Consider the following 12,517-nt stretch of genomic DNA (forward strand, 5'->3'; position numbering starts at 1 on the left):
ACGATCAACCCTCGATCCGCGCTTCCTTGTCCTACTCTGGTCCGTGTGGCCCCGCCCGGACGATCACCGGGCGGGGTCGCACGTTCTCCGGCAGCTCACCACCAGGGCCAGTTGTGCCAGAAGAACCAGTGGGGTCCGTTAGCCCAGAAGTCCACTCCGTGATTCCACCACCACCACATGACGTTCACCCCCTCCCCTAATTGGGTTACTCACATAAGTACCAGGACTTAGCTGGCATATGTGGCGTTCGGGGCTTCCTGCCGCGATGGGTGGCTTCAGTGGGTTTCGCATCGGGGACGGCGCTGTGGGGCGGTTACCGGACGGTAGTGGACAGCTGCCGGGCCACAGTGGACTGAGCCGCCCCGGCCGGTGGGCGTCGCGGGCGTTGGGCCGGCCGGCCCGGTGGAGGTCGGGCCGGCCGGCGGGTTCAGCAGGCCCCGTTGTCCTGCCAGGGCGAACCGCCCCACGGATCGGTCGTGCCGGGAGCCCGGTTGTAGCTGGGCTGACTGGCCGTCCACTTGCGACCGTTGTGCGACACCTGGTCACCGGACCAGTAGAACTTGGTCGCGGTCCAGGCCGTGACGGTGCACGACCCCGGCGACGTCGTCGGACCGGAGGTCGGGCTGACGGTCGGCCCCACGGTCGGGCTGGGGCTCGGGCTCGGCGACCCGGTCGGGCTCGGGCTCGGCGACGGCGACGCCCCGCCGACCGCCTTGAGCGCGTCCACGATCCCCTCGCCGTAGAAGTTGTTCACCGCGGCGGTACCGGTGCAGCCGAAGTCCGACTGCTGGCACCCGAGGTCCGTGGCCTGCTGCGCGAGCCGCGTGCGCACGTCGGCCGGGGACAGACCCGGGTTCTTCGACACGAGCAGCGCGGCGACCCCGGCGACGTGCGGGGAGGCCATGGAGGTGCCGGTCAGGTCGCCGTACGTGCCACCGGGCAGGGTCGAGGTCACCCCGTACGTGCCGCCCGGCGCCGTGACCTGGATCTTCCCGGTGCCGTAGTTGGAGTACGAGGCCTTGTTCCTCTGCTCGCCGAGCGAGGACACCGACACGACGCCGGGCAGCTCGCCGGGGATCTGCAGGCAGTCGTTGGTGACCGTGCGGGTGACGGCCTTCGAGTCGTCCGGGCTCTTGCTGTCGGACTTCTTGTCGGCCAGGTTGTAGGACTCGTTGCCGGCTGCGGCGATGTTGACGACGCCCTTGCCCTCGGCGTACGCGACGGCCCGCTTCGACGCCTCCAGGATCGCGTCCTGGTCGGGGTCGTTCGGGCAGTTGAACAGCCACGGGTCGGTGTAGTAGCTGTTGTTGGTGACCTTGATGCCCTTGTCGGCGGCCCAGAGGAACGCGCAGACCGTGTTCTCGGGGAAGAACAGGTTGCCGACCTCGGGCTCGGCGACCCGGACGGACGCGACCTTCACACCCGGGGCGACGCCGACGACGCCCTTGCCGTTCTTCGCCGCCGCGATGGTGCCCGCCACGTGGGTGCCGTGCCGGTCCACCGGCCGCCACGCGCCGGCCCGGGTGTCGGCCCTGCCGTAGGCGCAGGACACCGAGCGGGCGGCGTCGAAGTTGGGCTTGAGGTCCTGGTGCTGGTCGTCCACCCCGGTGTCGAGGACGCCGACCGTGACGTCGGCGGAGCCCTGGTAGCTGGCCCACGCCTTGTCCGCGCCGATCATGGACATGTCCCAGAGGACCTTCTCCTCCTTGGTGGTCGCCTGCTGGCTCGGCGACGCGGGAACGGCCGGGTCGTAGGCGGCGGCCGGCACGTCGGAGGTGCGGGTCGCGCCGACCTTCTGCACGCCGGCCACCCCGCGCACGGCGGCGGCGAACCCGGTCCCGGCGGAGTGCGCCACCTGGACGCCGATGCTGTCGTAGGACGCGAAGACCGTGCCGCCGTTGTCGGTCACCGCCTTCTTCGCCGCCGCCACGTCCCCGGGGGCGGAGAGCACGAAGTACGCGCGGGTACCGGCGGCCCAGCCCGCCCTGCCGGCCGCGGCCAGCGTGCCCTGGTCGGGGGCCGGGGCGGTGGCGTGCTTGGGGGAGTAGGGCGGGGTGACCGGGGCGGTCGGCGCCCCGCCGCCCGGGGCCGGGCCGGCCGCCGCCCAGGCGGTGGTCGCGCCCGCCATGGCGGTGGCCACGGCGATGCCGATGAGCGCCGCGCGGGACGCGGGCCAGTGTCTCTGTCGCATGAGGTGTCCTCGCCTGTCTGAGGGGTGTCCGACCGGCGGAGACGGTGTCCGGTCGGTTCCCGGAGCGTAGGAACACCGGGGCGGCACGGTGCGACATCGAGGGGCGTCTGTAGGGAGAACGCGAGGGTCGGGTCACCCACGGCGGCCATGCAACCGCACAGAGTGAGATGGGTACCGACGTCGCGGGGCGCGCCGGCCCGGTGGGACCTGTTCCGGCGCGCCCGACTGGTACCCGTCTAGAAGTTCTCCACCAGCCAGGGCGTGACCCTCGGGAACAGGGTCCGCAGCCGGTCGGCGACGTCGGCGGGCAGCGCCGTGGCGAAACCGCGCACCCCCAGCTCGGCCGGATCCAGCACCCCGTAGACCAGCGCGGACAGCCCGTGCCCGGTCAGCGCCGCCTCGGGTTCCGCGTCGGACGGCCGCACCACGAGCGCGCCGCCGTCGGACCCGAGCCGCCACGTGCCCCCGGTCAGCGGGTCGTCCACGGCGACGGTCACGTCCCCGGCGCCGACGTCGATCCCGGCGAGCGCCGGCACGGACAGCACCCGGGCCATGGGGGCGAACACGTCCGTCGGGGTGGACCGGACGGCCGAGGTCACGGCGATGTCGGTCGACCACAGCTCGGGGCGCTCGTCCGGGTGCGGGGTGAGGGTGACGGCGTCGATCTGGTCGACATGGCGGGCCAGGTAGGACAGCAGCAGGTGGCGGGCGGTCGGGTCGACGGCCAGCAGCGGGCCGCCGGCCAGCTCGCCGTGGTGCCCCGTGATCTTGTACAGCAGCGCGCCGACCACCTCGCCGGCCACCCGGGCGAGGGCCACCCACGACTCGTTGCCGTCCCGGACCCACTCCGCGTTGTAGTCCGGCCGCAGTGCGATCCCGTGCGTGGTCCGCTGGAGCCGGGTGTGCAGGGCGCGCAGGTCGTCGTACACGTCGGCGACCGGGTGCCAGCTGACCTCGCCCGGCAGGTCGGCGCGCAGCAGGGGGGCCAGGCTCGCCGGGTCGATGGTGACCCGCGCCGGCTCGGGGAAGCTGACGTAGCCGAACCGCTCGTAGAACGAGGTGCGGAACGGGTACAGCGTGCTGACCGCGAAGCCCTCCGCGACCGCGTCGGCCAGCTGCCGGTCGAGCAGGGCGCGCACGTGGCCGCCCCGGCGCGCGTCGGGCACGGCGGCCACCCCGGCGACGGCGGCCATCGGCAGGATCCTGCCGCGGACGTTCTGGGTCATCGGGATCCGGGTGGCGCAGGCCAGCACCCGGTCCCCGTCGTAGGCGGCGAGGACGGCGTTGTCGCGGTGGTAGCGCGGGTCGTACGGGAAACCCGGACCCGGGGTCGCCGAGAACGCGTACTGCTGGATGGGCAGCGACACCGTGGGCCGCTCTTCGGGGGACACAGACCTGATGATCACCGGGTCAGCCTAGCGGGGCGGACGACCGCTCTCCGCCCTGTTTCTTTCCGTCCCACGGATTGACAGTCAGGTTTACTGTCAATTCTCTTGACTCCCGGCCCGCCCGGACCGACGCTGCATCGACGGCACCCCCTCGCGCATGGAGGCACCATGAAGCGCGCACCCTGGCTCGTCCTGTTGGCCCTGCTCGCCAGCCTGCTCGTCGGCGCGCCGGCCCAGGCCGCCACGACCCAGCAGACGTTCCTGACCTTCTACGGCTGGTGGGACAACACCCCGCCCGGCGGGGACATCGCGTACCCGCAGATCCACAGCACCGCCGGCGGCAAGGGCACCTACGCCGACCCGATCACGTTCGCCACGTCCTCCGACGAGCTCGCGCCCGGCACGAAGGTCTGGGTGCCCCGGGTCCGCAAGTACTTCATCATGGAGGACTCCTGTCAGGAATGTGAGTCGGACTGGAGCGAGGAGGGCCCCAACGGCGGGCCGGGCCTGCGGCACATCGACCTGTGGCTGGGCGGCAAGGGCGGCAACGCGATGAACGCCATCGACTGCGAGGACGCCCTGACCCACTACAACGCCGACAGCACCCCCACGATGGAGCCGGTGGTCGTCAACCCGTCGGCCAACGAGCCCTACGACCCGACCCCGATCTTCGACACGGGTACCGGTGCCTGCTACGGCGGGGCGCAGCCGAACACGACGGTCGGCCAGTACAAGAACGTGTCCACGGGGCTGTGCATGGACGCGCCCTCCACCGCCTTCAAGACCGCGCCGTGCACCGGCGGCGCGAGCCAGAAGTTCACCTTCCACGGCGCGTTCATGCAGATCCGCGACCTGTGCGCCGCCAACTCCAGCAACAAGGTCGTGCTCGCCACCTGCACCGGCGGCCCCACCCAACAGTGGTCGGTGAACCCGAACCTGACGATCTCCGACATGCAGACCGGCCAGAAGTGCTTCCGGGACTCCGCCGGCACGGTGACCGCCGGCAGCTGTTCGGGGACCGCGAGCCAGTGGGTGTTCACCGCGTCGGGCCAGCCCGGCAACGACTTCGCGCTGGCGCTGAGCCCCGCCTCGGGCTCGGTGACCGCCGGTGGCTCGGTGACCTCGACCGTGGCCACGTCCGTGGTGTCGGGGACGCCCGGCACCGTGGCGCTGTCGGCGACCGGGGCCCCGTCCGGGGTGACCGTGTCGTTCAGCCCGGCGTCCGTGCCGGCCGGTGGGACCGCCACCATGACCGTGACCACGGCGGCCTCGGCGACCCCGGGCCCGGCGACGATCACGGTGACGGGTACGTCGGCCACGGCCAGCCACCCGGTCGGCTACGCGCTGACCGTGAACGGGCCGGGCGGTACCCCCGTGCTGCTGTCCCAGGGCAGGCCGGCGACGGCGTCCTCGGTGGAGACCAGCTCGTTCCCGGCGGGCGCGGCGTTCGACGGCAACCTCACCGGCACCCGGTGGGCGAGCAAGGAGGGCGTGGACCCGCAGTGGCTGCGCGTCGACCTGGGCGCGACCGCGTCGGTCAGCCGGGTACTGCTGAACTGGGAGGCGGCGTACGGGAAGGCGTACACCGTCCAGACCTCGCCGGACGGCACCACCTGGACGACGATCTACTCGACGACCTCGGGCAACGGCGCGACCGACGACCTGACGGGGCTGTCCGGCACGGGCCGCTACGTCCGGGTGCACGGCACCGCCCGGGGGACGGCCTACGGCTACTCCCTGTTCGAGATGCGGGTGTACGGCACGACCTCCTGACCGGCACGCGCTCCCGGCCGGCCTTCGCGGGTCGGCCGGGGGCGCGCGGCGGCGCGCGGCGTCGGGTCGGCGGGAGCGCTCGGCGGCGGGCGGCGGCGGGTCGGCGGGAGCGCTCGGCGGCGCGCGGCGTCAGGTCGGCCCGGGGCGCTCGGCGGCGGGCCGGTCGCCCCCGGTTCACAGTGGATAGGACGGCAGCGCCACGCCGGTGGAGTTCTTCTGGCTCTCGGCCATCAGCATCCCCGACAGCCGGCGCGAGTTGAGTACCCGGTCGCGCATCCGGATCCGGAACGCGGTGGCCGGCGCCAGGAACGCCCCCGTCCCGCGCCCGCCCCGCTGGCACCGCCGCACGAACCCCCGCAGCCGCCGCTCGTACGCCGCGAACGCCACCTCGTGCCCGCCCCGCGCGGACGCCGCCCCGTGCCCGGCCCCCGCGAGGGCCAGCTCCCCGGCCAGCACGTACGCGGCCACCACCGCCGTCCCGGTGCCCATCCCGCCCACGGTCGCCCCGTACCCGGCGTCGCCGAGCAGCACGATCCGGCCCCGCGACCAGGACGGCGCGTCCACCCGGCTGACCGCGTCGAAGTACAGCCCGGGGGAGTTCCACAGCGCGTCGAGCAGTTCCCCGGTCCGCCAGCCCATCCCGGCGAACCGGTCCGCGAGCAGCTTCCTCTGCGCGTCGACGTCGCGCCGGTCCACGTCGAGCGGGCCGGCCCGGAACGCGAAGAACGTACTGGCCCGCGAGGGGTCGCCGTGGTGCGCGCCGACGCTGGCCATCCGGCCGGGCTCGTTGTACAACTGCACGGTCCGGTCCACCCCGGCCGGGCACGGCAGCTCCCAGCCCGCGACGTGGCACCCGAGATGCCGGACGAACCGCTCCTCCGGCCCGAACGCGAGCCGGCGCACCCCCGAGTGCATGCCGTCCGCGCCCACCACCAGGTCGAACACCCGGGACTCGCCCCGCTCGAAGTCGACCAGCACCCCGGTCGCGGTCTCCGTCATGGCCGCGATGGCGTCGCCGTACACGTACTCGGCGGCCGAGTGTCCACGCAGCACCCGGGACAGCTCGGAGCGCGCCACCTCCAGGTCGCCGCCCGCGAACGTCCCCGGCAGGCCGGAGCGCCGGGAGCCGTCGGCCGCCACGAACCGGTACGGCGTCCCGCCCGTGTCCAGCGCGCGCAGCTCGTCGAGCACCCCCATCATGCGCAGCACGGACAGATGGGTACCGCCCCGGAAGTCGACCGAGTAGCCCCCGGTCCGGGGCGCGGGCGCGATCTCCACGACGGTGACCTGGTGCCCGGCGCGCCCCAGCCAGTACGCCAGCGCGGGGCCGGCGACGCTCGCGCCGGAGATCAGGACGTCCATGGGGTGCCTCCATCGACTAACTGTGTCCACCGGACACTATTTCGCGTATGGTAGACACAGTTCCGAGGGAACGGCAACAGGAAGGGCCGCGACGTGCTCGGAGACCAGACGCGTACCGCCGAACTGCTCTGGGGTCCCGGCCCCCGGCCCAGTCGCGGCCCCAAACCGGGCCTGACCCTGGCGCGGATCGTGGCCGCCGCGATCGCCGTCGCCGACGCCGAGGGGCTCGCGGCGGTGTCCATGCAACGGGTCGCGGGCGACCTGGACTTCACCAAGATGTCCCTCTACCGGTACGTGCCCGGCAAGGCCGAACTCACCGCCCTGATGGTCGACGCGGCGATGGGGCCGCCCCCGGACCTCGACCCGGCCGGGGAACCGGGCGGCTGGCGGCCCCGGCTGCACACCTGGGCCCGCGCCCTGTGGACCGCGTTCGGCCGGCACCCGTGGGCGCTGACCGCCACCGAGGGGGTGCGGGTGCCCGGCCCGAACGAGCTCGACTGGATGGAGGTCGGGATCGCCGCGCTGGCGGACACGGGCCTCACCGGCGGCGAACAGCTCGACGCCCTCGTGACCGTCGCCAGCCACCTGCGGGGTCTGGCCCACCAGACGATGGCGTTCCCGCCCGACCGGCCGGGCGCCACGGAGCAGCAGCTCGGGACGCTGATCGCGGCGCTGCTCGCGGAGCGGGCCGAGCGGTTCCCGGCGCTCGCGGCGGCGATGGCGGACGCGGCGGTGGCCGGGGCCGCGCCCGGCGGGCAGGGCGACGCCCTGGAGTTCGGCCTGACCCGGATCCTCGACGGCCTCGCCCACCTGATCGACCGGCGCCGGACCGCCCGGCGGCAGTGACGGCCCGCCCTGCCGGCGACGGCACCGGTCGTGCGGACGGTCGCCCGGGACACCGCCCGGACGACCGCCGACTCTCCGCTCCTAGCGGTCCACCGCGCGCCGCACGTCCGGCACGCAGTGCGTCATCACCAGCCCGGTGACGTCCCGCGGCGGGTTCTTCCCCAGGTTCGCGAGCCGCTCGCGCTCCTCGTCGGACAGGTTCTGGGTGGCCAGCGGCGGCAGCCCCGCCACGTCCTGCGGGCTGATCCCCAGCCCGTCGCCGATCCGGGTCCCGAGCTCGTTCTCCACCATCAGGAAGTGCCACACCATGCGTTCCTGGATCTCCCGGTCGCACTGCCCGAGCAGCGTCACCAGGTTGAGTACCAGGTCGTCGCGTTCCCACTGCTCCATCAGCAGGTACCGCTGGCCGGCCTGCTGGTAGTCGTTCGTCCGGGGGATCCGGGCCCGGGTCAGCCGGCCGCGCAGCTCCGGCCCCTGCTCGTCCGGCACCGGGTACGGCGCCTCGCGCAGCCCGCCCGTGATCGACGGCTCGTAGTTCACGTGCGGGCTCGCGCCGCCGGCGTCCACGTGGTGCGCCATGAACCCGTCGCGCTGGTTCGTCCGGGTGTCCGCGTGCTTCGCGCCGTTCACGGGGAGCTGCTGGTAGTTCGGGCCGACCCGGTACCGCTGGGTGTCGCTGTAGGAGAACGTGCGGCCGACCAGCATCTTGTCGTCGGAGAAGTCGAGCCCGTCGACCAGCACCCCGGTACCGAACGCGATCTGTTCGTTCTCCGCGAAGACGTTGTCCACGGTGCGGTCGAGCACCATCCGGCCGACGGGGCGCGGCGGGAACAGGTTCTCCGGCCACGTCTTCGTGTCGTCGAGGGGGTCGAAGTCCAGCTCCGGGTGCTCCTCGTCGCTCATCACCTGGACCCGCAGCTCCCACTCCGGGTACTCGCCGCGCTCGATGGCCTCCCAGATGTCCCGGGACGCGTGCCCGAGGTCGTCGGCCTGCACCAGCGCCGCGTCCTCGGCGGTCATGCTGGAGACCCCGACCTTCGGAATCCAGTGGTACTTCACCAGCACGGTCTCGTTGGCCGCGTTCACCCACTTGTAGGTGTTCACCCCGAAGCCCTGCATGTGCCGGTAGTCGGCGGGGATGCCGCGCGGCCCGAACAGGTTGACCAGCATGTGCATGCTCTCCGGGGTCTGCGACATGAAGTCGAAGATCCGGTTGGGCTCCTGCCGGAACGTCAGCGGGTCGGGCTTCAGCGAGTGGATCACGTCGGGGAACTTGATCGCGTCCCGGATGAAGAACACGGCCAGGTTGTTGCCGACCAGGTCCCAGTTGCCGTCCTCGGTGTAGAACTTCACCGCGAAGCCGCGCGGGTCCCGGGCCGCCTCCGAGGAGTCCCGCCCGCCGATCACCGTCGAGAACCGGATCGCCACGTCGGTACGTTTCCCCTGCTCCTGGAACAGTTTCGCCCGGGTCAGGTGCGCGATCGGCTCGTCCCCGACCTTTCCGGTCGCCTCGAAGTACCCGTACGCGACGAAGCCCCGGGCGTGCACCACCCGTTCCGGGATCCGTTCGCGGTCGAAGTGCGCGATCTTCTCGAGGAACTGGTAGTTCTCCAGCGTCGCCGGGCCGCGCGCCCCGACGGTCCGCTGGTTCTGGTTGTCGTGGACGGGGTGACCCTGCCGGTTCGTGAGTACCGGGCGCTCGTCGTCAGTCATGATCGTTCGCTGTCCCTTCCCGCGGAATGGGGCGTCGATGGCGGTGTCGCTACCGCTATCGTCTGCCCTACCCGCACGGATGACAGCGAATCCCCCCAAATTCGCCGCGCGACCGGCCGGGGCGGGGGAGAATCAGACGGCCCGGCCCACGGTCACCCACATCGTGAACGCCGCCAGGAAGTCCCCCCGGGCCACCGCCTCGTCCACGGTCCCGTAGAACGCCTCGACCAGCCCCCCGGGCAGCAGCGCCGCCAGCGGGGTCGCGAACGTGCGGCTGACCAGCGGCAGCACCTGCCCCGCGCCGTCGGGCTCCGTGAACCGCAGCGTCACCGGCATCGTCTCGACATCGGCCAGCCCGGCCCGGACCATCCGCCCCCGCAACGACCGCCCCATCGTGGCGTTGCGCATCATGCCCGTCCCGCCCAGCGTTGCGATGACCCGCGCGACCACCGTCTGGTCGATCCCGTCGAACAGCAGCGACGCCCAGTCGGTGTCCACCACGCACACCGCCCCGCCCGGCACGGTGACCCGGGCCAGTTCGCGGACCGCCGCGTCGGGGTCGTCGAGGTGCTGGAACACCCGCTCGGACCGCACGCCGTCGAAGTGCGCGTCGGGGAACTCCAGCGCGCAGACATCGCCGACCACGTAGTCGACCGGGTCCCCGTCGTGCCGGGAGGCGGCCGCCGCGACGTACTCCTTCGAGAAGTCCAGCGCCGTCACCGCCCCGTCCGGCCCGACCAGGCGGCGCAGCTCCCGGGCCACCTCGCCCGCACCGCAGCCGGCGTCCAGGAGCCGCTGACCGGGGGCCGGGGCCAGGGCGTCGAGCGCGACAGCGCGGACCCGGAGGATCTCGGGGTTGCCGGCGGCGGCGTCGAGGTAGGCGAGCATGTCGCGGCGGAGCTCCTCGGGGCTCTGGTCGACGTGCGAGAAGGGCCGCTCCGGTTCAGTCATCCCCCGATTGTCACCCACCCTGGCTCGTGCATGTTCCTGTTCTCCCTGGCGGAGACCGGCGCAGCGCACAAGTGGCGGAGGGCCGCTGCCCCCTGGCTCGGCCTAGGGCAGGCTTGCGCTGTCGAAATCAACCACGAATCATTCGTAGTACCAGGTCGCTTGCCCACTGGAAATCCGCGCTGCTAGCAAGCTTGGTGATCGCGTCCGCAGGCACCTCGGCGAAATGAAACATGCTAAGAACAAAAAGCCAGTAGCAACTTTCACTCAGAGCAAATAGGTCTTTGCTTTCGTGATGTACCGCGCTGATTTGGTGGTGTGCATGCTTATTGCGTTGCTCCCGCACGGCGCTGGTCCAATAGTCTACGTCGCCCACCATGTTCTCAAATGGGTCTCGTACTAAGTTTGCCAACTCCATGAGGCGCTCTTTGAAAGTCGCCCTTTTCCGAATTGTGGATTTATGAAGAGCCTCCAGTGCGGCAACCCGGCTGAAAAACCGGTCGTCTGTAAACATCCACTTATACCGTGTATACATCACTCGTGTCAGCATTGAACGATGACTCTCGGCTACGTTAAGCCATCGTCCTATCGACTCCATGCCTCCGAATTCTTGGAATGTGAACAGCATGTCGGAATGGTGGGGGGCCTTCTTGTTCGACTCGCTCGTAGCCAGCCAAGCGGCTAGGTAGCGGACAGGGGACAAGTGAAAGGCCCCAGCTGAATCGTTCCATCCAAGAATTGGATGGGAAAGATGCATGTATTTGAATGCGGCGGTACGGTTCGAAACAATAGAAAGCAAGTCTTGGATGTCACGAGCGATGTGGGTGACGGATCCGATGGGTGCGGCGCTTGTTAGTTGGGCTCGAAAGTATAGTTCTTGAGTAAGCGTTAGCGAGTTCAAGCCGTCGCCAGTGTGGCCCCGTATTTGTCCCAGGGTAAGGCTTCCCCAGCGGGTCGACACGGTGATCGGTGTGAAGTCGTGAGACGAAATTTGATACGGACCCGTATTGGACCAGCGGTTAGTTTCCCCGCGGATGTGTGGCGGCTGAACCCATTGTATGAGGCTATCTGGTCGAGGTCGGAGCCAAGCGTCGGATTTTGGTGAGGGCCGTTTCTCCCAGTTCCGTGATGGCTGGGAGTGTGCCTTTGGCTGCGCGGATGGCTCGTTGGATTTGGTGTGGGAGGCGGTAGGTCTCGGCGGTGGTGATGGCTTCGCGGAGGGCTGTTTCTGCTCCGTCGGTGTCGTTCTGGGCGCGGTAGACCTCGGCTGCGGTGACGCGTTCGATTGCCCGCCACTGGGGTGCCGCAGTGCCCGGGTCCGCCGAGGGCCGTTGGAGGAGTTGTGCGGCGAGTGTGGCGCGGCCGGTACCGACGAGTCCGCGTAGGTGCACCTCGCGGGCGACGAACGGGTTGACCAGCGGGGTGGGCGCCGCGTCGTCCACGAAACGGAGCAGGTCGGCGATCACGGTGTCGAAGAGTTCCGGATCACCGAGGTCCCCGACCGTGCGGGCGAGTTGGATCAACACCGCCCCACGTTCGCCGGCTGGCGCCAGGTGCGCCGCGTGTTGGAGGCGTAGTGCGGCGGCTGCTTTGCGGTCGACTTTGCGCAGCTCGTTGCCGTGCACCCGCAGCGTATGACTCAACAAATCCGGGTCATCGAGTCGCTCGGTGATCCGCAGCGCCCGACCGGTCCACCTGGCGGCGCTGTTGAGCTTCTCCTCGGGTAGCACGTCCCCTAGCGCCACCCCCAGCATGGCCCTGGCCCGCCCGAGCAGCAGGAGCACATCACGGTCGACGTGCCCATCGGCGGTACGCGCTTCCAGGCGGGCGACCAGGGGCCAGAGTTCGTTGATCGCGCTGGCCCCGTGTCCTGACTGCCGGGCCAGGCCCGCGAGGCGGATCGTGGACTCCCCGAACTGCAGCATCGCCGCGAAGTCAGCCGCCTCGGCGTCGGTGACCCCGAGCGCGTGCGGCGGCAGGCCGAGATGCCGGGCGATCCGCCGCAACGCCACCACGTCGGTGATGTCACGCCGCCCGGTCTCGATCATCGACACATACGTCGGGTCATACCCCAACGCTTCAGCCAGGGCCCGCTGACTCTGCCCGGCGGCCGCCCGATAGGCCCGCAGAATGACCGCCAGGTTCCGGGTGGCGATAGCCGCCCGGGCGTTCGGCGCGGTCCACAACCACAACGGCGACCCGCCCCGACCGGACGGAGGCAGAGGCAACGGCCCACCGGAAACCGCGTGGCACGCCGGACACAGCGGCGACACGCTCCACCGGCTGACGCTGACCC

Annotated in this window: 9 protein-coding genes and 1 pseudogene; 2 read left to right on the forward strand and 8 right to left on the reverse strand. The window is 71.0% G+C overall.

Features of this window, described 5'->3' with window-relative positions; translation table 11 throughout:
• Window positions 1–427: 427 nt before the first annotated feature.
• Window positions 428–2,191: a S8 family peptidase gene (locus PT931_RS28005; RefSeq protein WP_456248700.1), complete on the reverse strand. Its 1,764-nt coding sequence runs from the start codon at window positions 2,189–2,191 to the stop codon at window positions 428–430.
• A 236-nt stretch (window positions 2,192–2,427) separates the two neighbouring features.
• Window positions 2,428–3,597: a GNAT family N-acetyltransferase gene (locus tag PT931_RS28010; protein WP_456248701.1), complete on the reverse strand. Its 1,170-nt coding sequence runs from the start codon at window positions 3,595–3,597 to the stop codon at window positions 2,428–2,430.
• Window positions 3,598–3,747: 150 nt separating this feature from the next.
• Between PT931_RS28010 and PT931_RS28015 the strand changes: the two genes are divergently transcribed.
• Window positions 3,748–5,352 carry a discoidin domain-containing protein gene (locus PT931_RS28015; protein WP_456248702.1) on the forward strand — a complete coding sequence of 535 codons (1,605 nt, stop codon included), beginning with the start codon at window positions 3,748–3,750 and terminating at the stop codon, window positions 5,350–5,352.
• Window positions 5,353–5,526: 174 nt separating this feature from the next.
• Here PT931_RS28015 and PT931_RS28020 read toward each other — a convergent pair whose 3' ends face one another.
• Window positions 5,527–6,714, reverse strand: a complete 1,188-nt coding sequence (locus PT931_RS28020; RefSeq protein WP_456248703.1) for an FAD-dependent monooxygenase — start codon at window positions 6,712–6,714, stop codon at window positions 5,527–5,529.
• A 93-nt stretch (window positions 6,715–6,807) separates the two neighbouring features.
• Between PT931_RS28020 and PT931_RS28025 the strand changes: the two genes are divergently transcribed.
• A complete protein-coding gene (locus PT931_RS28025) occupies window positions 6,808–7,560 on the forward strand; it encodes a TetR/AcrR family transcriptional regulator (RefSeq protein ID WP_456248704.1) in 753 nt (250 codons plus the stop codon).
• 81 nt (window positions 7,561–7,641) lie between these two features.
• On the opposite strand, the gene PT931_RS28030 is transcribed toward PT931_RS28025, so the two are convergent.
• From PT931_RS28030 to PT931_RS28050, 5 genes and pseudogenes are all read right to left on the reverse strand, one after another.
• Complete coding sequence (locus PT931_RS28030) at window positions 7,642–9,273, reverse strand: catalase (protein ID WP_456248705.1); 1,632 nt, start codon at window positions 9,271–9,273, stop codon at window positions 7,642–7,644.
• 132 nt (window positions 9,274–9,405) lie between these two features.
• On the reverse strand, window positions 9,406–10,224 hold the full coding sequence (locus tag PT931_RS28035; protein WP_456248706.1) for a methyltransferase domain-containing protein: 819 nt from the start codon (window positions 10,222–10,224) through the stop codon (window positions 9,406–9,408).
• A 127-nt stretch (window positions 10,225–10,351) separates the two neighbouring features.
• Complete coding sequence (locus tag PT931_RS28040) at window positions 10,352–10,849, reverse strand: HEPN domain-containing protein (RefSeq protein WP_456248707.1); 498 nt, start codon at window positions 10,847–10,849, stop codon at window positions 10,352–10,354.
• A gap of 30 nt (window positions 10,850–10,879) precedes the next feature.
• Window positions 10,880–11,281: pseudogene (locus PT931_RS28045) on the reverse strand (hypothetical protein); the annotation flags it as partial.
• A 4-nt stretch (window positions 11,282–11,285) separates the two neighbouring features.
• On the reverse strand, window positions 11,286–12,413 hold the full coding sequence (locus PT931_RS28050; protein WP_456248708.1) for a helix-turn-helix transcriptional regulator: 1,128 nt from the start codon (window positions 12,411–12,413) through the stop codon (window positions 11,286–11,288).
• Between the last annotated feature and the right edge of the window lie 104 nt (window positions 12,414–12,517).

It is taken from the genome of Longispora urticae (assembly GCF_053902585.1).

Excerpts from the sequence above, each read along its gene's own strand:
- PT931_RS28030 (WP_456248705.1), bottom strand. The coding sequence starts at position 9,273 with ATGACTGACGACGAGCGCCCGGTACTCACGAACCGGCAGGGTCACCCC.
- PT931_RS28005 (WP_456248700.1), bottom strand. The coding sequence starts at position 2,191 with ATGCGACAGAGACACTGGCCCGCGTCCCGCGCGGCGCTCATCGGCATC.
- PT931_RS28020 (WP_456248703.1), bottom strand. The coding sequence starts at position 6,714 with ATGGACGTCCTGATCTCCGGCGCGAGCGTCGCCGGCCCCGCGCTGGCG.
- PT931_RS28040 (WP_456248707.1), bottom strand. The coding sequence starts at position 10,849 with ATGCTGTTCACATTCCAAGAATTCGGAGGCATGGAGTCGATAGGACGA.
- PT931_RS28015 (WP_456248702.1), top strand. The coding sequence starts at position 3,748 with ATGAAGCGCGCACCCTGGCTCGTCCTGTTGGCCCTGCTCGCCAGCCTG.
- PT931_RS28035 (WP_456248706.1), bottom strand. The coding sequence starts at position 10,224 with ATGACTGAACCGGAGCGGCCCTTCTCGCACGTCGACCAGAGCCCCGAG.